Genomic DNA, 24,502 nt, shown 5'->3' with positions numbered 1-24,502 from the left:
GGTCTCCTTACCGGCGGCACGGGGCGGGCTTGGTCGTTCGCACCCCGTGCCGCCGCGTTGTTCATGCAGCAGCGGGGACGGAGGCTTCGAGGGCCCCAGCGGATGCGCCAACATCCGCGCGGGGCCCGCCCTCGTCTTCGGGGGCGACGCCGAGGACTTCCAGCAGTTCGGCGGTCACGACGCGCAGAGCCCGCCCCAGGCGCAGAGTGCGCACCGGCAGTTCATCGCGCTTGGCCAGGGCGTACGTGGTTCTGCGTCTCAGGCCGAGGGCACGGCCGGCCGTCTCAAGATCAATAGCCGCGGGCAGTGCCAGCAGCTCAGCACGGGTCAGTCCGGGGCTCGTCATGCAGCCGGCTCCCTGCTGTCCCGATACGCGAGGGCGCGAAGGACCCGCGCGTACCGAAGGGCTGCTTCTCCGCGTGGGGCTCGCTTGCCCTGCTCCCAGCGCCACACGGTCGAGGGGTCGACCTCGCAGAGTTCGGCGATCTCGGAAAGGGTCAGGCGGGCTTCGGTGCGGGCCTGGCGCGCCGAGCCGGACATGGCGGCGTCGCGGACCCACACGAGTTGAAGGACATCGGTTCGGACCATGGTCAGACTGTAGTCGAAAGCTTGCCGGATGGCGATGTTTCACGCTTGATAGGCAATGTTTAGGACCACCTCCCCGAGGGCTCACTCACCCCTTAGCAAACGGTTGGCCCTGACCTTTCACGCTTGATATTCCATACCTTTCACGCTTGATACCTCCACCGCGATCACCGACACCTCCACACTCGCTTGCAGTCGCGACGCATTTCACGACCCGCCACTCCGCGCCGTAACCTTGCCGCTTCTTTGCCGATGAGGCAGGATGTAGCCATGCATCCATACGACACCCCCGAGGGGTGGGACTATCTAGCCGTGCCGGGCTGGCCGTACGACCGGTTCCAGGGCAATCCACCGATCGTGGACATCGGTGACAACTTCAAGGTGCCCAGCCACTTCACGGGGATCGCGACCGAGAAGCGCAGCGGCATGACCATCGCTCTGTGCTTTCATGCGGCCCCCGGACGGGGCATGAACCTGGTCGCTGTCATGGGCGCGGATGAGCTCACGTTCCCGCTGGAACTCGCCGTGAAGACCGGGTCGGTCCTCAAGTGGAAGTACGTCGCGGCCATGCAACTGGTCGACGATGAGGCTGCGGTCGATGCCGCCGGGGGATGGAAGCGGTCCGAGGAGCAGCAGGCCCTGACGACGGCACAACGCAAGGAACGGGCACGGGAGCTGCTGGCGCCGTTGCTGGACCAGATGCCCGGGCCGCCCCCGGCGCAGGGTCCGGGAGGACGGCGCAATCTGACTCCGGAGCATCTGGCGACGGTGGCCGAGGTCTACCGCACGGCACATGAACAGGGCCAGCCGCCCACGAAGACCGTCGCCGACCACTTCGACATCTCGCACTCCACGGCCGCCAAGTGGGTCGGCGCAGCGCGCAAGCAGGGGCTACTGGGGCAGGTCCGGAAGGGCTCCAGAGGATCGAACGAGAGGGATGAAGGGTGAAGGGTTCGACGTACCGGCGGTGCCACTGCCGCGACCCGGAGACGGGGAAGTCGCTCGGTGCCTCTTGCCCGAAGCTGAAGCAGAAGCGACACGGTACGTACTCCCTCCGGCAGGAACTGCCGGCGCGGCCGGACGGCAAGAGACGCTCGTTCGCCCGGGGCGGCTACGGCACCAAGACCGAGGCCCAGGCCGACCTCGACAAGGTGCGCGCCCTCCTCGCCCTCCCCGACACCGACGACGCCGAGGGGCAGCACCGAATAGCCGAGCTGCTGGAGAAGGTAGCGGCTGACAAGGCCCCGCTGCCCGACCTCGAAGAGACCCGGCGCAAGTTCCGCACCGGGCAGTCCCTCACCGCGCACATCACCGTCGGCGAGTGGCTCGACGAGTGGATGGCCTCGAAGAAGGTCCGGAAGACCACGGCCAACGGGTACACGTCGCACATCCGTGTGCACCTCAAGCCGCGCATCGGGCATCTCCGGCTGGACCGGCTGAACGTCGGGCACCTGGTGGAGATGTTCGACGGGATCGCCGACGACAACGAGGTGATCGCGGCCGAGAACCAGGCGAGGCGCGAGCAGGTCGCGCGCTGCAAGCACGGCCGGCCGGGTGCCCCGAAGGCCGCAGACCGCGCGAGGTTGGCCGAGGAGCGCGCCAAGCTGGCCGAGATGAAGCCGTTCCGGAAGCTGACAGGAGCGGCCACCCGGCAGCGCATCCGGTCAACGCTGCGGGCCGCCCTGAACGCTGCTATCGCGCAGCAACTCATCACCTTCAACCCGGCCGAGCATGTCGAACTGGAGTCCGGCAAGCGGCCCAAGGCGCTGCTGTGGACCGAGGAGCGGGTGCAGCGGTGGCTTGAGACCGGCGAGAAGCCGAGCCCCGTCATGGTGTGGACACCGGCGCAGGTCGGCGCCTTCCTGGACGAAGCCGAGAAGGACCGGCTGTACGCCTTCTTCCACCTGGTCGCTCATCGCGGTCTGCGGCGCGGCGAAGGGGTGGGGCAGGACTGGGAGAACGTGGACCTGGACGGCGCCAGCCTGACGGTGGCCAAGGAGCTCGTACAGGACGGCTGGACGCCCTACGAGTCCGATCCGAAGACGGACGGCAGCGCGGGCACGATCGCCCTCTCCAGCGGCGTTGTGGCCGTTCTGAGGGCCCATCGGGTGCGGCAGGCGAAAGAACGTCTCAAGTGGGGCGCGGCATGGGTCGACACGGGCAAGGTCTTCACGGAGGAGGACGGTTCCTGGCTGCACCCCGAGAAGGTGTCCGAGGCGTTCCGGCGCATCTCCAAGGCGGCCGGACTGCCACCGATCAACCTTCGTGATCTGCGCCACGTAGCCGCGACCCTGATCCATGGAGGTGGCGGAGACATCCACACCATCAAGGAGACCCTGCGGCAGTCCTCGATCAAGCTCACCTCGGACACGTACACGAGCCTGCTCCCCGAGGTCGACCGCGAGGTGGCCGAGGCTGCCGAGCGGCTGGTCCCCAGGGCGCGCTCAGCAGCCGCTGAAGGCACCGCCGCTCACGCATCGCTCACGCAGAAGGCGGAAAATACGCCTTCGCCCCGACTGGAGAAACCCAGCCGGGGCGAAAAGATGCAGGTCACAGGTGGTGCTGTGACCTCATCGGACGGTAGGCCGTGTGGGACTCGAACCCACAACCAATGGATTAAAAGTCCACTGCTCTGCCAATTGAGCTAACGGCCCGCACACCGCAGCATAGCCCGGACTGCCGCCGGAGCCCGAGTCGTTAAGGCCGACTCGTGGTGCCGGGGGCGAATGCACGAGGGCCCGTGCGGCACGGATGTGCCGTACGGGCCCTCAGTTCAGCTCTGCCGATCAGCCGTTGCGCTTCCAGCGGGGCTTGTCGTTGCGGCGGTCGAAGGAGGAACCGGCGCCGCGGTGGTCGTCACGACGGCCGTAGGGGCGGTCGCTGCTGCCGGAGCGGTAGCCGCCGGAGGGGCGGTCGTCGCGGCGGTCGCGGTTGAACGGACGGTCGCCGCCGCCGGAGCGGTAGCCGCCGGTGGCCGGACGGTCGTCACGGCGGAAACCACCGGAGGGACGGTCGTCACGGCGGAAGCCGCCCGACGGACGGTCGTCGCGACGGAAGCCGCCGGAGGGACGGTCGTCGCGGCGGAAGCCACCACGGTCGCCACCACGGTCATCGCGACGGTCGTCACGGCGGAAGCCGCCACGGTCGTCACGACGGTCGCCACCACGCTCGTCACGACGGTCGTCGCGACGGAAGCCGCCGGAGGGACGGTCGTCGCGGCGGAAGCCACCACGGTCGCCACCGCGCTCGTCACGACGGTCGTCACGGCGGAAGCCGCCGGAGGGACGGTCGTCGCGGCGGAAGCCACCACGGTCGCCACCACGGTCATCGCGACGGTCGTCACGGCGGAAGCCGCCACGGTCGTCACGACGGTCGCCACCGCGCTCGTCACGACGGAAGCCGCTGCTGCGACGCTCGAAGTTGCCCCGCTCGTCGCGGTAGGCCGGCGCGGCCTGGGCCGGGACGGACGCGGCGGGCGCCTCCTCCACCTGGGCGGCGGCCTCGGCCTGGGCCTCCTCCGCGGCGGCGGCCACGGCGGCCTCCGGGTCCTCGCCGCGCTCGCGGGCGGCGCGCGCCAGCAGGCGGTCGGCCTCCTCGCGCAGCTCGGTGGCGCGGCGCTGGACGCGCTCCAGCTGACGGTTCAGGTCGGCCAGCTCGCGCTCGGCCTGCTTGGCGGCGTTGGCCGCGGAGTCGGCCTGGACCTCGGTGAGGGAACGCGCGCCGGTGATCTTGGCGACGTCCTCGTCGAAGGCGCCGGCACCGCCGACGATGTGGCGCGAGGCGTCGACGCCCGCGTCCTCCATCAGGCGGAAGATCTGCTTGCGCTGGTGCGGCAGGGCCAGGGAGACGACCGTGCCGGACTGGCCGGCGCGGGCCGTACGGCCGGAGCGGTGCAGGTAGTCCTTGTGGTCACCGGCGGGGTCGACGTTGAGGACCAGGTCGATGCCGTCGACGTGGATGCCGCGGGCGGCGACGTCGGTGGCGACCAGGCAGTTCACGTAGCCGGCCTTGAAGTCCTCCAGGACGCGGGTACGGGCGCCCTGGGTCATGCCGCCGTGCAGGGCGTCCGCGCGGACACCGGAGTCGAGCAGCTGCTCGGCGACGCGGTCGGCGCCCATCTGGGTGCGGACGAAGATGATCGTGCGGCCCTTGCGGGCGGCGATGGCGGCGGTGACCGGCGCCTTGTCCTTCGGCTTCACGACGAGGACGTGGTGGGTCATCGTCGAGACGGCGCCGGCGGAGGGGTCGACCTCGTGCGTGACCGGGTTGACCAGGTAGCGCTTGACGAGGGTGTCGATCTCGTTCTCCAGCGTGGCGGAGAACAGCAGGCGCTGGCCGCCGGCCGGCACCAGGTCGAGGATCTCGGTGACCTCGGGCAGGAAGCCCATGTCGGCCATCTGGTCGGCCTCGTCGAGGACGGCGACCTGGACCTTGTCGAGGGAGGCGGCACCGCGGTTGATGATGTCGCGCAGACGGCCCGGGGTGGCGACGAGGATGTCGACGCCGCGCTCCAGGGCGTAGATCTGGTTGCCCATGGACGTACCGCCGCAGACGACCTTCATCTTCAGGCCGAGGACGTCGCCGTAGGGCTGGAGGGCGTCGGCGACCTGCATCGCCAGCTCGCGGGTCGGGGTGAGGATCAGGCCGCGGGGGCGCTTCTTCTCGGTGTGACCGCCGGCCAGCGTGGAGAGCAGCGGCAGACCGAAGGAGAGGGTCTTGCCGGAGCCCGTGCGGCCACGGCCGAGGATGTCCTTGCCGGCCAGGGCGTCCGGGATGGTCGCGGCCTGGATCGGGAAGGGCGTGGTCACGCCGTTCTGGGCGAGCTTGCGGACGATCGCGTCGTCCAGGCCCAGGTCACCGAAGGTGATCTGCGGCTCGGCCGGCTCGGCGGCGGCCTCGGTCGTCTCGACGGCGGCCTCGACGGCCTCGACGATCATCTCGTCGGCCTCGGGCATGGTGGTGGTGTCAGTGGAAATGGACATGCGAAATGCGAAACCTTCCGGAGTTTCGGCACGCGCCCAAGCTCCGTGTCGGCTTCACAAATGACCGCCTCGATGCGGTCAGCCACGGCAAGGTAAGGAACGCGCCACACGGCGCGCTTCTGTCAGGCGCCGGGCAAATGGGATCAAACGATCTACCACCATACGCACCCACTCCCCCGCAGCGCAACTCGGCACCCCAATGGCCTACGCCACACCCCGCCCGGCCCGCGCGAGCCGACCCCCTACGACCTGCGGCGATGCCACTGTCGCGGCCCCGCAGCGCTCCGCTGCGACCCGTATACGACCCCCGAGGACCCGGCCCACGGCCACGGAGCGTCCGTTCCCGGCTCACGGCCACGAGCGTCCCACCCGCGGCCTACGAGGGCCCCGGCTGCGGTGCCGACGGCGCGGTGGGCCCCGGCGGCTGGGGCGGGGACGACGGCGGCGCCTGGGTGGGCGGGGCCTGCGTGGGCGGCTGCGAGGGCGCCGGCGGCTTGCCCGGCACCGGGGAGGTGCCCGGGCCGGCACCCGGCGGCTTCGGCTGCGCGCCCGGCTTGCCCGGCCGGCCGGCGGGCGGTGAGGCCCCCGGGGCGGCGGAGGGCGTGGCCGAGGCCGACCCGGACCGGCCGCCCTTGGCCGCCGGGCTGCCGCTCGCGCCGCCCTTGACCGACTTGGCGTCCGTCCGGCCCGGGCGACTGCCCGGGAGCTGCAGCCCGCCGTCCGGCTGCGTACCGGTCTCACGCTGCTTGCCCGTCCCCGCGGGCGCCGGGCGCCCCGCGTCGCTCACGCTCATGCACCCGCCCAGGGCCAGGGTCGCCACGGCCGCTGCCGCGATACGGGTGAATGTTGACGCGTGCGCTGACGTTGCGCGCATGGGACGGACCGCCTTCGGGTACGGGGGGACAGGCCCCCTGCCCAACTGGCCCCGCCCCGCCCAGGACACGCGGGGCGCCCGGGCGTCAGCCATCGATCACCCGTAGCCCAGTGCGTGCAGCCGTTCGTCGTCGATGCCGAAGTGGTGGGCGACCTCGTGAACGACCGTCACCTCCACCTCCTCCACGACCTCTTCCCGCGTCGCGCACATGCGCAGGGTCGGCCCGCGGTAGATCGTGATGCGGTCCGGCAGCACGCCGGCGTACCACTCGCCGCGCTCGGTCAGCGGCGTGCCCTCGTAGAGCCCGAGCAGCTCCGGCTCCTCCGCCGCGGGCTCGTCCTCCACGAACACGGCGACGTTGTCCATCAGCCGTGTCAGCTCCGGCGGGATCCGGTCCAGACCCTCGGCGACCAGTTCCTCGAACTCCTCGCGCGTCATCTCCAGCACCCCGCCATTGTCCGGCACGAGGGGCCGTCCGGGCGGCCCGGCGGAGGCCCGCGGCAAACCGTTTTGGCGATCGGTCCCCTCATCCCATATGCTTCTCACGTCCCCGAGGCGCTGCGAAGCGCCCAGGTGGGCCATCAGCCCTCATCGTCTAGTGGCCCAGGACGCCGCCCTTTCAAGGCGGTAGCACGGGTTCGAATCCCGTTGGGGGCACGCTGGAACGTGTGCGAGACTAGTTCTCGCACATGAGCAAGGTCCTGTGGAGCAGTTTGGAGTGCTCGCCACCCTGTCAAGGTGGAGGCCGCGGGTTCAAATCCCGTCAGGACCGCTGTGATCATCTCGGTGATCACGTGGCTGGGTAGCTCAGTTGGTACGAGCGTCCGCCTGAAAAGCGGAAGGTCGCCGGTTCGACCCCGGCCCCAGCCACCGCCCGAAAGCCCCGATCCCCGGATCGGGGCTTTCGCCGTTTCCCGGGCACACCGATCCCCGTGGGGGCCTTCGCCGTTTCCCGGCTCTCCGCGCGTCGCCGCCGCGGCGCCGGCCCGGGCCCCCTAAATAGGTTCGCTGCTTCGCGGCGCGTGGTGCGATCCTGGACTTCGTATGTCTACGCAGCCTGCCGCCCCCGCCGCCTTCGCCGACCTCGCCGCCCGCCTGCCCGAGCTGATGCTGCGCGACGCGCAGCGGCTGGGCCGTCGGCTCGACGGGGCGCGCCGCATCCGCAAGCCCGAGGCCCGTGCGGCCGTCCTGGCCGAGATCGCGGCGGACGCCGACGCGGCCGAGCTGCGCGTCGCGGTCCGCCGGGAGGCCGTGCCGGCCGTCAGCTACCCCGAGCAGCTGCCGGTCAGCCAGAAGAAGGACGAGATCCTGGCGGCGATCCGCGACCACCAGGTCGTGATCGTCGCCGGTGAGACCGGCTCCGGCAAGACCACCCAGATCCCCAAGATCTGCCTGGAGCTCGGCCGCGGCATCAAGGGCCTGATCGGCCACACCCAGCCGCGCCGGATCGCCGCCCGCACGGTGGCGGAGCGGGTCGCCGAGGAGCTGCGGACGCCGCTGGGCGAGGCGGTCGGCTGGAAGGTCCGCTTCACCGACCAGGTCGGCGGCGAGACCATGGTCAAGCTGATGACGGACGGCATCCTGCTCGCCGAGATCCAGACGGACCGCGAGCTGCGCCAGTACGACACGATCATCATCGACGAGGCGCACGAGCGCAGCCTCAACATCGACTTCCTGCTGGGCTACCTCGCCCAGCTGCTCCCCCGGCGCCCCGACCTCAAGATCGTGATCACGTCGGCGACGATCGACCCGGAGCGCTTCTCCCGTCACTTCGGCGACGCGCCGATCGTCGAGGTCTCCGGCCGGACGTATCCGGTGGAGGTCCGCTACCGGCCGCTGCTGGAGGAAGAGTCCACCGACGCCGACCGTGACCAGGTCACCGCGATCTGTGACGCCGTCGACGAGCTGCAGAAGGAGGGGCCGGGCGACATCCTGGTCTTCCTCTCCGGCGAGCGGGAGATCCGCGACACGGCGGACGCGCTGGAGAAGAAGTTCACCCGGACCGGGGGCGCGCTCGGGCAGAGCACCGAGATCCTGCCGCTGTACGCGCGCCTCTCCCACGCCGAGCAGCACCGCGTCTTCCAGCGCCACTCCGGCCGCCGCGTCGTCCTCGCCACGAACGTCGCCGAGACGTCGCTGACCGTGCCCGGCATCAAGTACGTCATCGACCCCGGCTTCGCCCGGATCTCCCGCTACAGCCACCGCACCAAGGTCCAGCGGCTGCCGATCGAGCCGGTCTCGCAGGCCAGCGCCAACCAGCGCAAGGGCCGCTGCGGCCGGACGAGCGACGGCATCTGCATCCGGCTGTACTCGGAGGACGACTTCCTCGCGCGGCCGGAATTCACGGACGCGGAGATCCTGCGGACGAACCTCGCCTCCGTCATCCTGCAGATGACCGCGGCCGGCCTCGGGGACATCGAGAGGTTCCCGTTCATCGACCCGCCGGACCGGCGCAACATCAAGGACGGCGTCGACCTGCTGCAGGAGCTCGGGGCGATAGACCCCCAGCAGAAGGATCCGAAGAAGCGGCTGACGCAGCTGGGCCGCAAGCTCTCGCAGCTGCCCGTCGACCCGCGCCTGGCCCGCATGGTGCTGGAGGCCGACCGCAACGGCTGTGCCCGCGAGGTCATGGTCATCGCCGCCGCGCTCTCCATCCAGGACCCGCGCGAGCGGCCTTCGGAGAAGCAGGCGCAGGCCGATCAGCAGCACGCCCGGTTCAAGGACGAGACGAGCGACTTCCTCGCCTTCCTGAACCTGTGGCGCTACATCCGCGAGCAGCAGAAGACGCTGTCGTCGTCCGCCTTCCGCCGCATGTGCAAGTCGGACTACCTGAACTACCTGCGCATACGCGAGTGGCAGGACATCTACTACCAGCTGCGCACGGTCGCCAGGACGATGGAGATCCACCTCGCCGAGGAGGACGCGGCACCCGACCGCGTGCACCAGTCCTTGCTGGCGGGTCTGCTGTCGCACATCGGCCTGAAGGACACCGAGAAGAACAACGAGTACGTCGGTGCCCGCAGCGCCAAATTCGCGGTCTTCCCCGGTTCGGCGCTGTTCAAGAAGCCGCCGCGCTGGGTGATGTCGGCGGAGCTCGTGGAGACCTCCCGGCTCTGGGCCCGGGTGAACGCGAAGATCGAGCCGGAGTGGGTCGAGCCGCTCGCCCAGCACCTGGTGAAGCGCACCTACAGCGAGCCGCACTGGGAGCAGAAGCAGGCCGCGGTGATGGCGTACGAGCGGGTGACGCTCTACGGCGTACCGATCGTGGCGCAGCGGAAGGTCAATTACGGGCGCATCGATCCGGAGACCAGCCGTGAGCTGTTCATCCGCAACGCGCTCGTCGAAGGGGACTGGCGCACGCACCACCAGTTCTTCCACGACAACCGCAAGCTCCTCGGCGAGGTCGAGGAGCTGGAGCACCGTGCCCGTCGCCGCGACATCCTCGTGGACGACGAGACGCTCTTCGACTTCTACGACCAGCGGCTGCCCGAACACGTGGTGTCCGGCGCGCATTTCGACTCGTGGTGGAAGCACAAGCGTCGCGACGAGCCGGAGTTGCTCAACTTCGAGCACTCGATGCTCATCAACGAGAACGCCGAGGCGGTCACCAAGGACGACTACCCGGACTCCTGGCGGCAGGGCCGGCTGAAGTTCAAGGTCACCTATCAGTTCGAGCCGGGCGCGGACGCGGACGGCGTGACCGTCCACATCCCGCTGCAGGTGCTCAACCAGGTCTCGGCCGAGGGCTTCGACTGGCAGATCCCGGGGCTGCGCGAGGACCTGGTGACGGAGCTGATCCGTTCGCTGCCCAAGCCGATCCGCCGCAACTGCGTCCCGGCCCCGAACTTCGCCCAGCGTTTCCTGGACTCCGCGGTCCCCCTCCAGGAGCCGCTGACGACGGCGCTGGCCCGTGGGCTGCACCGGATGACGGCCGTGCGCATGGAGGCGGAGGACTTCGACCTCGCCAAGGTCCCCGGCCACCTCAAGATCACCTTCCGGGTGGTCGACGAGCGCAAGCGGAAGATCGCCGAGGACAAGGACCTGGAGGCGCTGCGGCTGAAGCTCAAGCCGAAGACGCAGGCGGCGATCACCAAGGCGTTCGAGAAGGCCGCCGAGTCCTCGGGCGGCGCGCGCCTGGAGCAGCGCACGGGCCTGACCGCCTGGACGATCGGCGCGCTGCCGCGCACCTTCGAGACCCGCCGCGCCGGCCAGCCCGTCAAGGCGTACCCCGCGCTCGTCGACGAGGGCGCCTCGGTCGCCGTGCGCCTCTTCGACACCGAGCCGGAGCAGCGCGAGGCCATGTGGCGCGGCACCCGCCGCCTCATCCTGCTGAACCTGCCGTCGAACCCTGCGAAGTTCGCCCAGGACAAGCTCGGCAATCAGCAGAAGCTGGCCCTGTCGCGCAATCCGCACGGCTCGATCCAGGCGCTCTTCGACGACTGCGTTGCCGGTGCCGCGGACAAGCTGATGGCGGCCCACGGCGGGCCCGCCTGGGACGAGGAGTCGTTCCGCAAGCTCTTCGACGCGGTACGCGCCGACATCGTGGACGCGACGCTGGACACGATCCGCAGGGTGCAGGAGGTGCTGGCCGCCTGGCAGGCGTGCGAGCGCCGCCTGAAGGCCACGACGAGCCTGACGCTGGTGCCGTCGCTGACGGACGTCAAGGAGCAGCTGGCCGAGCTCATCAAGCCGGGCTTCGTGACCGCGCACGGCGTGCACCGCCTGCACGACCTGCTGCGCTACCTCGTCGCCGTCGACCGGCGCCTGACGCAGCTGCCCACCAACGCCGACCGGGACCGCGCCCGGATGGCCAAGGTGAAGGAGATGCGCGACGAGTACCTGTGGCTGCTGGAGCAGTTCCCCCGGGGCAAGCCGGTGCCGCAGGAGGCGCGCGACGTCCGCTGGATGATCGAGGAGCTCCGGGTGAGCTACTTCGCGCACGCGCTGGGCACCGCCTATCCGATCTCGGACAAGCGGATCGTCAAGGCGATCGACCAGTTGGCGCCCTAGGCGGCCGGCGTCGGCACTGTGCTCCACGCCTCACCGGCCGGGGTTCGACCGCACCCCCTGACCTGCTGTAGAGTCTTGTTTCGCAGCCCCGCGGAAGCGGGAAAGCAAGCAAGGTCCTGTGGAGCAGTTTGGAGTGCTCGCCACCCTGTCAAGGTGGAGGCCGCGGGTTCAAATCCCGTCAGGACCGCATTATGGTGAGGCCCGTAGCCCCTGGCTACGGGCCTCACTGCTGTTGCCCGGATCCCTTCGCGGATCCGGGCCTTCGTGCGTTCGACCTTGACTGCGACACGTGCCAGGGGTACCCAGTCAGTGGGAGGTGCTGCGCCACATGACGACGACCACCCGGCCCGAGGACAGGCAGACCGAGAGCGTCCGGCATGAGACCCGTGCGCTGCTGCGTGCCCACCTCTCCGCCGCCGTCGGCTATCGCCACCTGACCAGACACTGCCCCGTCTGCCACCGGCTGCTGCGACTCGCCCAGGAGGCCGGGAACGCCCCGCAGGCGGCCACGGACGGTCTGGACGCCACAGACGGCGTGAACGGCGCGGGCAGCCGGGACGGCGCGGAGGGCCTGGACAGCGTGGACGGCGCATAGGGAAAGTCCCTCGTCCCGGTGACGGCCCCGACGGCCCCCGTGGTGACGGCCGGCCGCCCGCGGCTCAACAGGGCCGTGCGGACACGCCTTTGCCCCGATGGGCCTTTACCTCAGGGGCACAATGAGTGACAAGCACGAGCCGGTGTGACGGGAGTCACCGAAAGAGTTCCTGGAGTGGGGGAACTTACCCCCCTCCTACGCCCGGTCAATTTAATATGTGCAATTGCACCGGCCTTCGGGGTGCCCCGGCGGGCCGTCAACGCCCGCCCTCGGGCGGCGTCCGGGCGGCCTGCAGCCGGTGTCCGGGCATAAAAAGATCGCGCTGGACCCGGCGGAGTCCAGCGCGATCGACGACCAGCCCAAGTCGGTGGGCACGGATGCTGTTGGGGCAGCATCCCGTCGCTTGTTGCTTGTGGAGCTTCAGATGGAGCTCAAAAGGGCGGCAGCCGGGTTGGGGGCCCCGGAAATCGCCCGGTCATTCAGTTGTTCAGGCCTCGCTGCGCTGCTGCGGAATGCCCGCCAGCAGGGCGCGGACCTCCGCTTCGCGGTAGCGCCGGTGTCCTCCGAGCGTGCGGATGGACGTGAGCTTGCCAGCCTTGGCCCAGCGGGTGACCGTCTTCGGGTCCACGCGGAACATCGTGGCAACCTCAGCCGGGGTCAGCAGCGGCTCGGCATCAGGGGTGCGAGCGGTCATGAGCGGCCTCCTCGGGAGAACCGAACCATCACGTCGGTTCTTTCCTCTAAATTCTGCACCTTGACCCGCGTTGCCCGAAATGGCGGACGCGGGCCGAGTCGGTTATAGGACGAACGGCTTGTCCTCGGCACTACAACTACACCATCTGTCCAGCCACGTCGGCCAAACCGATGGAATTGCCCTCTCAGGTGTTCAACCTCGACGGAAGCCGATGGACCATGCCATAGCGGACAGTCACGCCACCGTGACGATCAGTCACAGCGGGATCAGAGGCCACCAGACCCTTCAAGGTGTGCAATACCGAACTATCCGCCCTTACTTGGACGGAAGGAGCCCTTCCTGGACTCCTTGTCCTATTTTGCCACGAGGGTGGGCGATGGGCGCAAGACCTTACGTAAGTGCGTTAGATCACGGTTGCGGCAATGGCCCGGATCGGGACCTAGGTCCTGACCCGCGCTCCCGGCCGGCCCCGCAGCCGCCGGATCAGTTGGCGAACTGGCGGTTGCGGACCGCCCTCCAACGTTCCGTCAGCCGCTCGTACGCCGCACCGGCCCGTGCTCCGTCTCCCGCCCGCAGCGCGGCCAGCCCCTCCGCCGTGTCGGCGGCGGAACGGTCCTCGGCGAGCTGTGCCTCGGGAACCATATGCACAAGTCCGCCGTAGTCGAGTTCCACCAGCGACCGCGGGTGGAACTCTTCCAGCCACCGCCCCACCTCGACCAGCCCGTCGATCAGCGGCCCCTCCTCGATCGCGTCCCGCAGCGTGCGCAGCGCCCGGGCCACCCGCCGCCGGGCCTGGACCATGGGCGTGCGGTAGCGCAGCAGCAGGCCGTCGTGCGCGTCGTCCGCGCCGGGCTCGCCCTTGCCGTACTCCCGCTCGTCGTCCGAGAAGAGCACGAACCAGCGCAGCGGCACCTGCCAGGTGGCCGTCCTGATCCACGGGCGGGCGTCCGGGTTGCGCTCCGCCCAGCGCTCGTAGTCCGCCTGGGCCTGGCGGCGCACCACCGGCGGCAGGACCGCGTCCAGGACGGGCGGCGGGAAGCGCTCGGCCAGCTCCTCCAGCGCCAGCCAGCCCCGCAGCCTGGTCCGCCAGGGACAGACGCACACCACGCCGTCCACGACCGCCACGAAGGCGTCCCCGCTCTCGTGCACCGGGACGGGCACCGGCGGGGTGGGCAGCAAGTCCGCCAGTGACCTGCGCAGTTCGTCCTGGGCCGTGGGGAGCGCCGCCCGGCGCGCGTAGCGCAGCCAGTGCGAGCGCTCCGGTTCGGGGAATGCGCCCAGCGGCTCGTAGACCCGTAGATATGCCGCGTACGGGACGGTCACCGACGACGCCACGCCCACGCTCGCTCCCTCAAGCCGTAGGTCACCCCCGGGGAGTTGCGCCGCGCGCCTCCCCATACCGTCCAAATCGTCCCATGGCGCAGGAGCCCGGGAGGGTGATCCTCGGCAGGGGACGGATACGGCCGGACGCCAGGTCTTACCCTCTTGGGCAACCGGCCCTCCACCACCCCCGGAGGGCGCCCTCCGCGACATATGGGAGTCACCACCGTGACTGACGTACGTCCCCCCTCCGACGCCGACGGCGGCGTGCTGCACACCCTGTTCCGATCGGACCGGGGCGGCCACGAGCAGGTCGTGCTCTGCCAGGACCGCGAGAGCGGCCTCAAGGCCGTCATCGCCCTTCACTCCACCGCCCTGGGCCCGGCCCTGGGCGGCACCCGCTTCTACCCGTACGCCTCCGAGGAGGAGGCGGTGCAGGACGCGCTGAACCTCTCGCGCGGCATGTCGTACAAGAACGCCCTGGCGGGACTCGATCACGGCGGCGGAAAAGCGGTGATCATCGGTGACCCCGATCTGATCAAGACCGAAGAACTGCTGCTCGCGTACGGACGGTTCGTGGCCTCCCTCGGCGGGCGCTACGTCACCGCGTGCGACGTCGGCACCTACGTCCAGGACATGGACGTCGTCGCCCGCGAGAACCCCTGGACCACCGGCCGCTCGCCGGAGAACGGCGGCGCCGGCGACTCCTCCGTGCTCACCGCCTTCGGCGTCTTCCAGGGCATGCGGGCCGCCGCGCAGACGCAGTGGGGCGAGCCCACGCTGCGCGGCCGCCGGGTCGGCGTCGCGGGCGTCGGCAAGGTGGGCCACCACCTGGTGGACCACCTCGTCGAGGACGGTGCCGAGGTCGTCGTCACGGACGTGCGGGCCGAGGCCGTGGAGCGGGTCGTCGCCCGGCACCCGCAGGTCACGGCGGTGACCGATGCCGACGTGCTCGTCCGCACCCCGCTCGACGTCTACGCCCCCTGCGCCCTGGGCGGCGCCCTGAACGACGACTCCGTGGCCGCGCTCACCGCGGCGGTGGTCTGCGGCGCGGCCAACAACCAGCTCGCCCACCCCGGCGTCGAGAAGGACCTGGCCGACCGCGGCATCCTCTACGCCCCGGACTACGTGGTGAACGCCGGTGGGGTGATCCAGGTCGCCGATGAGCTGCACGGCTTCGACTTCGACCGGGCGAAGGCCAAGGCGACGCTGATCTTCGACACGACTTTGGCCATATTCGATCGCGCCAAGGCGGACGGCATCCCGCCGGCCGTCGCGGCCGACCGCCTCGCCGATCAGCGCATGGCCGAGGCGCGCGCGGTGGCCACGGCCGCCCGGTAGAGCCGGCCAGGGACGGTTCCACGCCGTCACGGCGGTTCACGGTCCGTAGACCGTTCACCCGCTCGGGTGATCTGCTTCGCCCGAGCGGGTGGTCGGCGGCCGCACAGCGGTCCCCACAGAAAGCGGCACCGGCCGGTACGGAAGGAGAGATCTCTCACCACCCCTCGGCGGGTCGGCGCCCAGGACACGTTAAAATCGCAGCTGACCAGCGAGTACAGGGTTCTGCGTCGTATGTGCTCCGTGGCACGTCATGCGGGCGACGTACCGTATGGCCGCGGAAGCAGGTACCGTTGAAGCTCTACAGGCCGGACACCTTCACAGGGGTCCGCTCTGCACTCATGAACGTGAACGCGTGTCAAGACTCTGGGGCCGTCGAGCCCCGTCAATGAGGGGGTCGAGCCATGGGGCGCGGCCGGGCCAAGGCCAAGCAGACAAAGGTCGCCCGCCAGCTGAAGTACAACAGCGGCGGGACCGACCTCTCACGTCTGGCCAATGAGCTGGGCGCAACGCAGCCGGCAGCGATCAAGCCGCCGCCGGAGAGCGAGCCGCTCGAGGACGAGCTGGACGACGACCCGTACGCTCAGTACGCGGCGCGTTACAACGACGATGAGGACGAGGACGAGCAGTCGTCCGACCAGTCCGCATACCGTCGCCGCGCTTGACGCGACAGCCATAGCTTTCACCGACCCGGTCCGGGGCCTCGCCCCGGACCGGGTTCTGTGCTGCCCGGAGCCGGTGGCCCCGGGCAGGCACCCGCAGCAGGTCAGCTGCTGTAGTCGCCGGTCAGGGCCACGGCCTCGGCGTGATCACCGCGCTCGGTGACCTCACCCGCCACCCATGCCTCCACGCCCCGGTCGGCGAAGGTGGCCAGCGCGACGTCCACGGACTCCTGGGGCACGACGGCCATCATGCCGACGCCCATGTTGAGGGTCTTCTCCAGCTCCGCGCGCTCGACCCCGCCCAGCCTGCCGACCAGGTCGAAGACCGCGCCCGGCGTCCACGTGGAGCGGTCCACGGTCGCGTGCAGGCCGTCCGGGACGACCCGGGCCAGGTTGTTGGCGAGCCCGCCGCCGGTGATGTGCGAGAAGGCGTGCACGTCCGCCGTACGGGTGAGGGCCAGGCAGTCCAGCGAGTAGATCTTCGTGGGCTCCAGCAGCTCCTCGCCGAGCGTGCGGCCGAACTCCGGAACCTCCCGGTCCAGCTCCCAGCCGGCCCGGTCGAAGAGCACATGGCGGACGAGTGAGTACCCGTTCGAGTGAAGTCCGGAGGAGGCCATCGCGATGACGGCGTCACCCGGACGGATGCGCTCCGCGCCCAGCAGCCGGTCCGCCTCGACCACGCCCGTGCCGGCGCCGGCCACGTCGAACTCGTCGGGGCCCAGCAGGCCCGGGTGCTCGGCGGTCTCGCCGCCGACCAGCGCGCAGCCCGCGAGGACGCACCCCTCGGCGATGCCCTTGACGATGGCGGCCACGCGCTCGGGGTAGACCTTGCCGACGCAGATGTAGTCGGTCATGAACAGCGGCTCGGCACCGCAGACGACCAGGTCGTCGACGACCATGCCGACGAGGTCGTGACCGATGGTGTCGTAGACGCCCATGCGACGGGCGATGTCCACCTTCGTGCCCACGCCGTCCGTGGCGGAGGCGAGGAGGGGGCGCTCGTAGCGCTTGAGGGCGCTGGCGTCGAAGAGGCCGGCGAAGCCCCCGAGACCGCCGACGGCCTCGGGGCGGGTGGCCTTCTTGACCCACTGCTTCATCAGCTCGACGGCGCGGTCGCCCGCTTCGATGTCGACGCCCGCGCTTGCGTAGCTGGCGCCGCCTTCGGCACTAGCAGTCTCAGACATGAGTTTGAGATCTTTCGTGTCGTTCGGTACTACGGGGGCGTTACGGGCGACGGAGCGCGTCGGCGGCGTCCGTGCCACCGGCCAGCTCGGTCTCCAGAAGCTGCTTGCCGAGCAGCTCGGGGTCGGGCAGGTCCATCGGGTACTCGCCGTCGAAGCAGGCACGGCACAGGTTGGGCTTGGCGATGGTGGTCGCCTCGACCATGCCTTCGAGGGAGATGTACGCCAGGGAGTCCGCGCCCAGCGACTTGCCGATCTCCTCGACCGTCATGCCGTTGGCGATCAGCTCGGCGCGGGTGGCGAAGTCGATGCCGAAGAAGCACGGCCACTTCACCGGCGGCGAGGAGATCCGCACGTGGACCTCGGCGGCCCCGGCCTCGCGCAGCATCTTCACCAGAGCGCGCTGGGTGTTGCCGCGGACGATCGAGTCGTCGACGACCACCAGGCGCTTGCCCTTGATGACTTCCTTGAGCGGGTTGAGCTTGAGCCGGATGCCGAGCTGGCGAATGGTCTGGCTCGGCTGGATGAAGGTCCGGCCGACGTAGGAGTTCTTCACCAGGCCCGTGCCGTACGGGATGCCGCTGGCCTCCGCGTAGCCGACCGCGGCCGGGATGCCGGACTCGGGAGTCGGTATCACCAGGTCGGCGTCGACCGGGGCCTCGGCGGCGAGCCGGCGGCCCATCTCCACGCGGGAGAGGTAGACGTTCCGGCCGGCGATGTCGGTGTCGGGGCGCGCGAGGTACACGTACTCGAAGACGCAGCCCTTGGGGCGGGCCTCGGCGAAGCGGCTGCTGCGGACGCCGTTCTCGTCGATGGCGACGAGCTCTCCGGGCTCGACCTCGCGGACGAAGGTCGCACCGCAGATGTCGAGGGCGGCCGTTTCGGAGGCCACCACCCAGCCGCGCTCCAGGCGGCCGAGCACCAGCGGGCGGATGCCCTGCGGGTCACGGGCGGTGTACAGCGTGTGCTCGTCCATGAAGACGAGGGAGAAGGCACCCTTGACCTGCGGAAGCACCGTGGTGGCGGCTTCCTCGATCGTCAGCGGCTTGCCGTCGTCGTCGGTCTGGCCGGCCAGCAGGGCCGTGACCAGGTCCGTGTCGTTGGTCGCCGCGACCTGGGTGGCACGGCCGTTCTCCCGGGGGAGGGCGGCGACCATCTCGGCCAGCTCGGCGGTGTTGACCAGGTTCCCGTTGTGGCCCAGGGCGATGGAGCCGTTGGCGGTCGCCCTGAAGGTCGGCTGCGCGTTCTCCCACACCGACGCTCCGGTGGTGGAGTAACGGGCGTGACCGACCGCGATATGGCCCGTGAGGGAGCCTAGGGAGGTTTCGTCGAAGACCTGGGAAACCAGTCCCATGTCCTTGAAAACGAGGATCTGGGAGCCGTTGCTCACCGCGATGCCCGCGGACTCCTGTCCACGGTGCTGCAGCGCATACAGCCCGAAATAGGTGAGTTTGGCGACCTCTTCACCCGGAGCCCAGACACCGAAGACGCCACAAGCGTCCTGGGGGCCCTTTTCGCCGGGAAGCAGGTCGTGGTTGAGTCGTCCGTCACCACGAGGCACACCTGAAGTCTATGGCAGGGATGAGGTTCATCCGAACCGGGGACGGCCTGAAATGGCTCACACCACGGACAGCCACTCGACAGGCACAGCGAATCACCTATTCGTGGCAGGAACGTGCCACGAATAGACCGCTGAATTTCGGGGTCGGCTCAGGTGAGCAGAGGTAGTTGCGCGGAAATGTCCGCGCGTTCGCCACTGGCCGTGACGGTCGCTTCCGCGAGGGAAACCGCCCAGTCCGCGCGGCCGGTGGCCAGCCGGATCCAGGTGAGCGGATCGGTCTCCACCACGTTGGGCGGCGTGCCGCGGGTGTGCCGGGGACCGGCGACGCACTGCACCACGGCAAACGGCGGAACGCGCACTTCTACGGACCCGCCGGGGGCCTTGACCGCCAGGGCGTCGGTGAGCAACCGGGTGACGGTCGCCAGCGCCTGCCGGTCGTGGCGCACGGCGATGCCCGTGGCATCGGCCAGATCGTCGGCGTGGACGACGAGTTCCACCAGTCGGGTGAGCAGGAAATCGGCCACCGTCATGGCCCCGAAGGCCGTCGGCACGACGGAGGCGGGATCCGTCCCGGCAGCCGCGCCGAGCAGGCGCTCACCGGCCCGGTCCAGCCTGTCCGCAACGGTGTTGGGATCCGCGGAGGCGAACACCGCGGCCCCCTCGGCCGTCGAGGCGGCGACGTGCGCGGCCTGCGAGCCCAGGCCGTTCACATAGTCGAACAACCCGGCTTCGGCACGTGCGGGAACGGCCGGCCGCTCCGCCAGCCGGTGCGGCAACAGCTCCAACGCACCGACCAGATGGACGATCAGCTCCCTGACTGTCCACTCCCCCGCCCGGGTGCGCACGGCCAGCAGCCGCTGCGCGTCCGGTTCCGTGCACGCCACCGTGACCACGTCCCGGACGGCCCGGACCTGCCCTTCGAGGGCGGCCCGCACCTTTGCGGGATCGTAGGTGCGAACACGGGGCTTGCGCGGTGCTGGAGGCATGGCGCGAGCCTAATCGTTGGCCAGGCTTCGGGTGGGCCCAATCGGCTCAGTGCCCGCTGCCCGCCCCCCGTGGGCAGGACCCGGTCCACGACCGGGCCCGACCCACGGGCCTGTTACGGGAGTTGCAGGAGTGACGTCAGGCGAGCAGCGCCGGAATGGTGGCCTCGTGGGCCGTGCGCAGCTCCGCCAGCGGCAGGACGAACTGCCCCTGGACGTCGATCTCTTCGCCGTCGACGACGCCGATCCGCGTCGCCGGCAGGCCGCGCGCACCGCACATGTCGGTGAAGCGCAGCTCCTCGCTGCGCGGCACGGCGACGACCGCACGGCCGGCGGACTCGGAGAAGAGGAAGACGAACGCGTCCAGGCCGTCGGGGACGACGATCCGGGCGCCCTTGCCACCGCGCAGGCACGACTCGACGAGGGCCTGGATCAGGCCGCCGTCGGAGAGGTCGTGCGCCGCGTCGACCATTCCGTCGCGGGAGGCCGAGATGAGGATCTCGCCGAGCAGCTTCTCCCGGTCGAGGTCGACGGCCGGCGGCAGTCCGCCGAGGTGGTCGTGGATCACCTGCGACCAGGCCGAACCGCCCAGCTCCTCCTTGGTGTCACCCAGCAGGTAGAGCAGGTGTCCCTCGTCGGAGAACGCCATCGGCGTACGGCGGTTGACGTCGTCGATCACGCCCAGCACCGCGACCACGGGGGTCGGGTGGATGGCGGTCTCGCCGGTCTGGTTGTAGAGCGAGACGTTGCCGCCGGTCACCGGGGTGCCCAGGGCCAGGCAGCCGTCCGCCAGGCCACGGGTGGCCTCGGCGAACTGCCACATGACGGCCGGGTCCTCGGGGGAGCCGAAGTTGAGGCAGTTGGAGATCGCCAGCGGGCGGGCGCCGGTGGCGGCCACGTTGCGGTACGACTCGGCGAGCGCGAGCTGGGCGCCCGCGTACGGGTCGAGCTTGGCGTAGCGGCCGTTGCCGTCCGTGGCGACCGCGACGCCGAGGTCGGTGTCCTCGTCGACGCGGACCATGCCCGAGTCCTCGGGCTGGGCGAGCACGGTGTTGCCCTGCACGAACCGGTCGTACTGGTCGGTGATCCAGGACTTGGACGCCTGGTTCGGGGAGGAGATCACCTTCAGGACCTGCGCGCGCAGCTCCTCGGGGCTCTGCGGGCGGGCGAGCTTGTTCGCGTCGTCGGCCTGCAGGGCGTCCTGCCAGTCGGGGCGGGCGTACGGGCGCTCGTAGACCGGGCCCTCGTGGGCGACCGTACGCGGCGGTACGTCCACGATCTGCTCGCCGTGCCAGAAGATCTCCAGCCGCTCGCCGTCGGTGACTTCACCGATGACGGTGGCGATGACGTCCCACTTCTCGCAGATCTCCAGGAAACGGTCGACCTTGCCGGGCTCGACGATCGCGCACATGCGCTCCTGCGACTCGCTCATGAGGATCTCCTCGGGCGAGAGCGTCGCGTCGCGCAGGTGCACGCGGTCCAGCTCGACGCGCATGCCGCCGGAGCCGGCGCTGGCCAGCTCGCTGGTGGCGCAGGACAGGCCGGCGCCGCCGAGGTCCTGGATGCCGTCGACCAGGTCCTCGCGGAAGATCTCCAGGGTGCACTCGATGAGGAGCTTCTCCTGGAAGGGGTCGCCGACCTGGACGGCGGGGCGCTTGGTCGGCTTCGAGTCGTCGAACGTCTCGGAGGCCAGGACGGACACGCCGCCGATGCCGTCGCCGCCGGTGCGGGCGCCGTAGAGGATGACCTTGTTGCCGGCGCCGGACGCCTTGGCGAGGTGGATGTCCTCGTGCTTCATCACGCCCACGCACAGGGCGTTGACCAGCGGGTTGCCCTGGTAGCAGGCGTCGAAGACGACCTCGCCGCCGATGTTGGGCAGGCCCAGGCAGTTGCCGTAGCCGCCGATGCCCGCGACGACGCCCGGCAGGACGCGCTTGGTGTCGGGGTGGTCCGCGGCGCCGAAGCGCAGCGGGTCCATGACGGCGACGGGGCGGGCGCCCATGGCGAGGATGTCGCGGACGATGCCGCCGACGCCGGTGGCCGCGCCCTGGTAGGGCTCGATGTACGACGGGTGGTTGTGCGACTCCACCTTGAAGGTGACCGCGTAACCCTGGCCCACGTCGACGACGCCGGCGTTCTCGCCGATGCCGACGAGGAGGGCGTCGTTCTCCGGGGCCTTCTCGCCGAACTGGCGCAGGTGGACCTTGCTGGACTTGTACGAGCAGTGCTCGGACCACATGACGGAGTACATCGCGAGCTCGGCGCCGGTGGGGCGGCGGCCGAGGATGGTGCGGATGCGCTCGTACTCGTCCTGCTTCAGGCCGAGTTCGGCCCAGGGCTGGTCGACGTCGGGGGTCTCGTTCGCGTGCTTGACGGTGTCGAGAGTCATGAGGCACCCACATTCTTCGCTTCTCCGCCCGCGCGGCGCAGAGGTGCGGCGTTCGTGTTCGTCTGCGGCTGGGCGGCCGCCCGTGCGACGCTCATGCGACCAGCTTCTTCAGGATCGAGGTGAAGAATCCGAGCCCGTCGGTCCGACCGGTGCCGACGAGGGGCTCGACGGCGTGCTCGGGGTGCGGCATCAGGCCGACGACGTTGCCGGCGGCGTTGGTGATGCCGGCGATGTCGCGCAGCGAACCGTTGGGGTTGACGTCCAGGTAGCGGAAGACCACGCGGCCTTCGGCCTCCAGCTCGTCCAGGGTGCGCTCGTCGGCCACGTAGCGGCCGTCGATGTTCTTCAGCGGGACGGAGATCTCCTGGCCCGCCTCGTAGTCCGTCGTCCAGGCGGTGTTCGCGTTCTCGACGCGGAGCTTCTGGTCGCGGCAGATGAAGTGCAGGTGGTTGTTGCGCAGCATCGCACCGGGGAGCAGGTGCGTCTCGGTGAGCACCTGGAAGCCGTTGCAGATGCCGAGGACGGGCATGCCGCCCTTGGCCCGGTCGATGACGGACTCCATGACCGGCGAGAAGCGGGAGATGGCACCCGCCCGCAGGTAGTCGCCGTAGGAGAAACCGCCGGGCAGGACCACGGCGTCCACCTGCTTGAGGTCCTTGTCGCGGTGCCAGAGGGGCACGGCCTCCAGACCGGCGATCCGGACGGCGCGCTGGGTGTCGCGGTCGTCCAGGGTGCCGGGGAAGGTGATGACCCCTACGCGTGCGGTCACGAGTCCACTCGCACGGTGAAGTCCTCGATCACGGTATTGGCGAGAAACGTTTCCGCCATCTCGTGGATGCGGGCGAGGGCGGCGTCGTCCACCGGACCCTCCACCTCAAGTTCAAAGCGCTTGCCCTGACGGACGTCCGCGATCCCCTCAAAACCCAGGCGTGGCAGCGCGCGCTGCACCGCCTGGCCCTGCGGGTCGAGGATCTCCGGCTTGAGCATGACGTCGACTACGACGCGTGCCACTGGCACTCCCGGTGTGTGGTGCGTGAGCTGAAGCGGTAGGGCCAGAGTACAGTCCCGAAAAATCTACGCGCATAGATATGCTGGGCTTATCCTCCGCGTTTAGCGGGGGCCGGGCGAACCCGGTGGAAAAGTTCGGGAAAAAACAACGGAAGATCGCACCGTCGTGATTGCGATGAGGCGCACCGACAGAATTAACTGGGCTTCACCAGGCATTGCTCTTTGTTGTACAAATGAATATGTATTGACCGAGAACAACCGCAACCCTCACATCACCGCAGGTCAAAGTGGTGATACTGGCCGAAAGGACCGATTTCCGTGGCGCAGCGCGTAGTGGTCACACTCTCCGACGACATCGATGGCGGGGAAGCCGCGGAGACCCTCATCTTCGGGCTCGACGGCAAGTCGTACGAGATCGACCTGAACACTGCCAATGCGAAGAAACTGCGGGGTGTCCTCGCGCCTTACGTGGAGGCCGGCCGCAAGCAGTCCCGCTCCGGCAAGGTCTACCGCCGCACGTCCGTGGCGCCCGACCCGGCGGCGGTCCGGGCCTGGGCCCGTTCGAACGGCATGGAGGTGCCGCCGCGCGGCCGCATCCCCAAGAAGGTCTACGAGGCGTTCAACGCCGCGGGCTGAGCCGGGGCCGGACCTCGCTCCCGGCCCGACTTGCCAAGCACCCCGGATGATCAGCTAGAGTCTGGATCACGCCGAGGGGCAAGGCCGGGAAACGGGCCGGAACTTCGGGGTCATGCGGGTGTAGCTCAGTAGTAGAGCGCCCCCTTTCCAAGGGGGAGGCGCAGTGTGCGATTCCTGTCACCCGCTCTGACCGTTCGGTCGTCCACCTCTCGGTGGGCGGTCCGGATGGACGCGCGGGTGTAGCTCAGTAGTAGAGCGCCCTCTTTCCAAGAGGGAGGCGCAGTGTGCGATTCCTGTCACCCGCTCTGACCGTTCGGTCGTCCACCTCTCGGTGGCCGGTCCGGATGGACGCGCGGGTGTAGCTCAGTAGTAGAGCGCCCCCTTTCCAAGGGGGAGGCGCAGTGTGCGATTCCTGTCACCCGCTCTCATCGCTTACCGACCACGGCTGTGGATCAGGTAGAGTGATGCACGCGCCGCCCGGTGAAAGCCGGTCGGAGGCATGCGGACGTAGCTCAGTTGGTAGAGCACCACCTTGCCAAGGTGGATGTCGCGAGTTCGAGTCTCGTCGTCCGCTCCACTGAATGAAGGCCCCGGTCGGGAATCGACCGGGGCCTTCGTCGTTCAACGGCGACCGGACATCCGGGTGGCAGCCGGGACATCGGGTGACAAGGGGGCGGACGGGCG

The 24,502-nt window shown here is 69.8% G+C and carries 20 protein-coding genes, 9 tRNA genes and 2 pseudogenes; 16 read left to right on the top strand and 15 right to left on the bottom strand.

The window, feature by feature from the left end:
* Positions 1-61 precede the first annotated feature (61 nt).
* Both IE182_RS04710 and IE182_RS04705 read right to left on the bottom strand, forming a co-directional pair.
* Positions 62-346, bottom strand: coding sequence for an integrase (locus tag IE182_RS04710; protein ID WP_190108323.1), 285 nt, complete (start codon positions 344-346; stop codon positions 62-64).
* Complete coding sequence (locus IE182_RS04705; RefSeq protein WP_190108322.1) at positions 343-588, bottom strand: helix-turn-helix domain-containing protein; 246 nt, start codon at positions 586-588, stop codon at positions 343-345. The genes IE182_RS04710 and IE182_RS04705 overlap by 4 nt, the downstream gene beginning before the upstream one ends.
* A gap of 309 nt (positions 589-897) precedes the next feature.
* On the opposite strand from IE182_RS04705, the gene IE182_RS04700 reads away from it, so the two are divergent.
* Positions 898-1,533 (top strand): hypothetical protein, encoded by a 636-nt coding sequence (locus IE182_RS04700; RefSeq protein ID WP_190108321.1) that lies wholly within the window; start codon positions 898-900, stop codon positions 1,531-1,533.
* A pseudogene (locus IE182_RS32690) lies at positions 1,530-2,027 on the top strand (tyrosine-type recombinase/integrase); the annotation flags it as partial. The gene IE182_RS04700 and the pseudogene IE182_RS32690, both read left to right, overlap by 4 nt.
* A gap of 222 nt (positions 2,028-2,249) precedes the next feature.
* Here the strand turns inward: IE182_RS32690 and IE182_RS04690 are convergent.
* On the bottom strand, positions 2,250-2,501 hold the full coding sequence (locus IE182_RS04690; RefSeq protein WP_190108320.1) for a hypothetical protein: 252 nt from the start codon (positions 2,499-2,501) through the stop codon (positions 2,250-2,252).
* Here IE182_RS04690 and IE182_RS32685 point away from each other — a divergent pair.
* Positions 2,415-2,909, top strand: a pseudogene (locus tag IE182_RS32685) (site-specific integrase); the annotation flags it as partial. The gene IE182_RS04690 and the pseudogene IE182_RS32685 overlap by 87 nt on opposite strands.
* 257 nt (positions 2,910-3,166) lie before the next feature.
* Here IE182_RS32685 and IE182_RS04685 read toward each other — a convergent pair.
* The 4 genes from IE182_RS04685 to IE182_RS04670 all read right to left on the bottom strand — a co-directional run bounded on the left by IE182_RS04685 (position 3,167) and on the right by IE182_RS04670 (position 6,888).
* Positions 3,167-3,239 (bottom strand) — tRNA-Lys (locus IE182_RS04685).
* 132 nt (positions 3,240-3,371) lie between these two features.
* Entirely contained in the window at positions 3,372-5,567 is a 2,196-nt protein-coding gene (locus IE182_RS04680; RefSeq protein ID WP_190108319.1) for a DEAD/DEAH box helicase, read from the bottom strand.
* Positions 5,568-5,943: 376 nt separating this feature from the next.
* A complete protein-coding gene (locus tag IE182_RS04675; protein ID WP_190108318.1) occupies positions 5,944-6,441 on the bottom strand; it encodes a hypothetical protein in 498 nt (165 codons plus the stop codon).
* Between the two features lie 96 nt (positions 6,442-6,537).
* Entirely contained in the window at positions 6,538-6,888 is a 351-nt protein-coding gene (locus IE182_RS04670) for a metallopeptidase family protein (protein ID WP_190108317.1), read from the bottom strand.
* A gap of 137 nt (positions 6,889-7,025) precedes the next feature.
* On the opposite strand from IE182_RS04670, the gene IE182_RS04665 reads away from it, so the two are divergent.
* The 6 genes from IE182_RS04665 to IE182_RS04640 all read left to right on the top strand — a co-directional run bounded on the left by IE182_RS04665 (position 7,026) and on the right by IE182_RS04640 (position 12,046).
* Positions 7,026-7,098: transfer RNA gene (locus tag IE182_RS04665), tRNA-Glu, on the top strand.
* 40 nt (positions 7,099-7,138) lie between these two features.
* Positions 7,139-7,213 (top strand) — tRNA-Asp (locus IE182_RS04660).
* A 24-nt stretch (positions 7,214-7,237) separates the two neighbouring features.
* Positions 7,238-7,311: transfer RNA gene (locus tag IE182_RS04655), tRNA-Phe, on the top strand.
* 174 nt (positions 7,312-7,485) lie between these two features.
* Complete coding sequence (gene hrpA / locus IE182_RS04650; protein ID WP_190108316.1) at positions 7,486-11,451, top strand: ATP-dependent RNA helicase HrpA; 3,966 nt, start codon at positions 7,486-7,488, stop codon at positions 11,449-11,451.
* A gap of 112 nt (positions 11,452-11,563) precedes the next feature.
* Positions 11,564-11,638, top strand: a tRNA-Asp gene (locus tag IE182_RS04645).
* A 141-nt stretch (positions 11,639-11,779) separates the two neighbouring features.
* Positions 11,780-12,046 (top strand): DUF6274 family protein, encoded by a 267-nt coding sequence (locus tag IE182_RS04640; protein ID WP_190108315.1) that lies wholly within the window; start codon positions 11,780-11,782, stop codon positions 12,044-12,046.
* Between the two features lie 487 nt (positions 12,047-12,533).
* Here the strand turns inward: IE182_RS04640 and bldC are convergent, their stop codons facing one another.
* Both bldC and IE182_RS04630 read right to left on the bottom strand, forming a co-directional pair.
* Positions 12,534-12,740 carry a developmental transcriptional regulator BldC gene (gene bldC, locus IE182_RS04635; protein ID WP_003949541.1) on the bottom strand — a complete coding sequence of 69 codons (207 nt, stop codon included), beginning with the start codon at positions 12,738-12,740 and terminating at the stop codon, positions 12,534-12,536.
* A 483-nt stretch (positions 12,741-13,223) separates the two neighbouring features.
* The gene (locus IE182_RS04630) at positions 13,224-14,081 is read right to left on the bottom strand and encodes a DUF8083 family protein (protein WP_190108314.1); all 858 of its coding nucleotides are present in this window, start codon (positions 14,079-14,081) and stop codon (positions 13,224-13,226) included.
* 192 nt (positions 14,082-14,273) lie between these two features.
* On the opposite strand from IE182_RS04630, the gene IE182_RS04625 reads away from it, so the two are divergent.
* The gene (locus IE182_RS04625) at positions 14,274-15,401 is read left to right on the top strand and encodes a Leu/Phe/Val dehydrogenase (RefSeq protein WP_190108313.1); all 1,128 of its coding nucleotides are present in this window, start codon (positions 14,274-14,276) and stop codon (positions 15,399-15,401) included.
* A gap of 401 nt (positions 15,402-15,802) precedes the next feature.
* A complete protein-coding gene (locus tag IE182_RS04620) occupies positions 15,803-16,063 on the top strand; it encodes a DUF3073 domain-containing protein (protein ID WP_126914880.1) in 261 nt (86 codons plus the stop codon).
* A gap of 101 nt (positions 16,064-16,164) precedes the next feature.
* Here the strand turns inward: IE182_RS04620 and purM are convergent, their stop codons facing one another.
* From purM to purS, 6 genes are all read right to left on the bottom strand, one after another.
* On the bottom strand, positions 16,165-17,244 hold the full coding sequence (purM, locus tag IE182_RS04615; RefSeq protein ID WP_190108312.1) for a phosphoribosylformylglycinamidine cyclo-ligase: 1,080 nt from the start codon (positions 17,242-17,244) through the stop codon (positions 16,165-16,167).
* 40 nt (positions 17,245-17,284) lie between these two features.
* On the bottom strand, positions 17,285-18,802 hold the full coding sequence (purF, locus tag IE182_RS04610) for an amidophosphoribosyltransferase (RefSeq protein WP_190108311.1): 1,518 nt from the start codon (positions 18,800-18,802) through the stop codon (positions 17,285-17,287).
* A 149-nt stretch (positions 18,803-18,951) separates the two neighbouring features.
* Positions 18,952-19,788: a sterol carrier family protein gene (locus IE182_RS04605; RefSeq protein WP_190108310.1), complete on the bottom strand. Its 837-nt coding sequence runs from the start codon at positions 19,786-19,788 to the stop codon at positions 18,952-18,954.
* Positions 19,789-19,924: 136 nt separating this feature from the next.
* Complete coding sequence (gene purL, locus IE182_RS04600) at positions 19,925-22,174, bottom strand: phosphoribosylformylglycinamidine synthase subunit PurL (protein ID WP_190108309.1); 2,250 nt, start codon at positions 22,172-22,174, stop codon at positions 19,925-19,927.
* A 91-nt stretch (positions 22,175-22,265) separates the two neighbouring features.
* Positions 22,266-22,943 carry a phosphoribosylformylglycinamidine synthase subunit PurQ gene (gene purQ / locus IE182_RS04595; RefSeq protein WP_190108308.1) on the bottom strand — a complete coding sequence of 226 codons (678 nt, stop codon included), beginning with the start codon at positions 22,941-22,943 and terminating at the stop codon, positions 22,266-22,268.
* On the bottom strand, positions 22,940-23,185 hold the full coding sequence (gene purS / locus IE182_RS04590; protein ID WP_006604673.1) for a phosphoribosylformylglycinamidine synthase subunit PurS: 246 nt from the start codon (positions 23,183-23,185) through the stop codon (positions 22,940-22,942). Before purS ends, purQ begins: the two co-directional genes overlap by 4 nt.
* A 315-nt stretch (positions 23,186-23,500) precedes the next feature.
* On the opposite strand from purS, the gene IE182_RS04585 reads away from it, so the two are divergent.
* From IE182_RS04585 to IE182_RS04565, 5 genes are all read left to right on the top strand, one after another.
* On the top strand, positions 23,501-23,818 hold the full coding sequence (locus IE182_RS04585; RefSeq protein WP_190108307.1) for a histone-like nucleoid-structuring protein Lsr2: 318 nt from the start codon (positions 23,501-23,503) through the stop codon (positions 23,816-23,818).
* Between the two features lie 114 nt (positions 23,819-23,932).
* Positions 23,933-24,004: transfer RNA gene (locus IE182_RS04580), tRNA-Gly, on the top strand.
* A gap of 47 nt (positions 24,005-24,051) precedes the next feature.
* Positions 24,052-24,123, top strand: a tRNA-Gly gene (locus IE182_RS04575).
* Positions 24,124-24,170: 47 nt separating this feature from the next.
* Positions 24,171-24,242 (top strand) — tRNA-Gly (locus tag IE182_RS04570).
* 77 nt (positions 24,243-24,319) lie between these two features.
* Positions 24,320-24,395 (top strand) — tRNA-Gly (locus tag IE182_RS04565).
* Positions 24,396-24,502 lie beyond the last annotated feature (107 nt).

It is taken from the genome of Streptomyces cinnamoneus (genome assembly GCF_014650495.1).
Taxonomy (GTDB): domain Bacteria; phylum Actinomycetota; class Actinomycetes; order Streptomycetales; family Streptomycetaceae; genus Streptomyces; species Streptomyces cinnamoneus.
The sequence above is the reverse complement of the archived record's forward strand: the minus strand, read 5'-3'. Positions and strand labels throughout refer to the sequence as shown.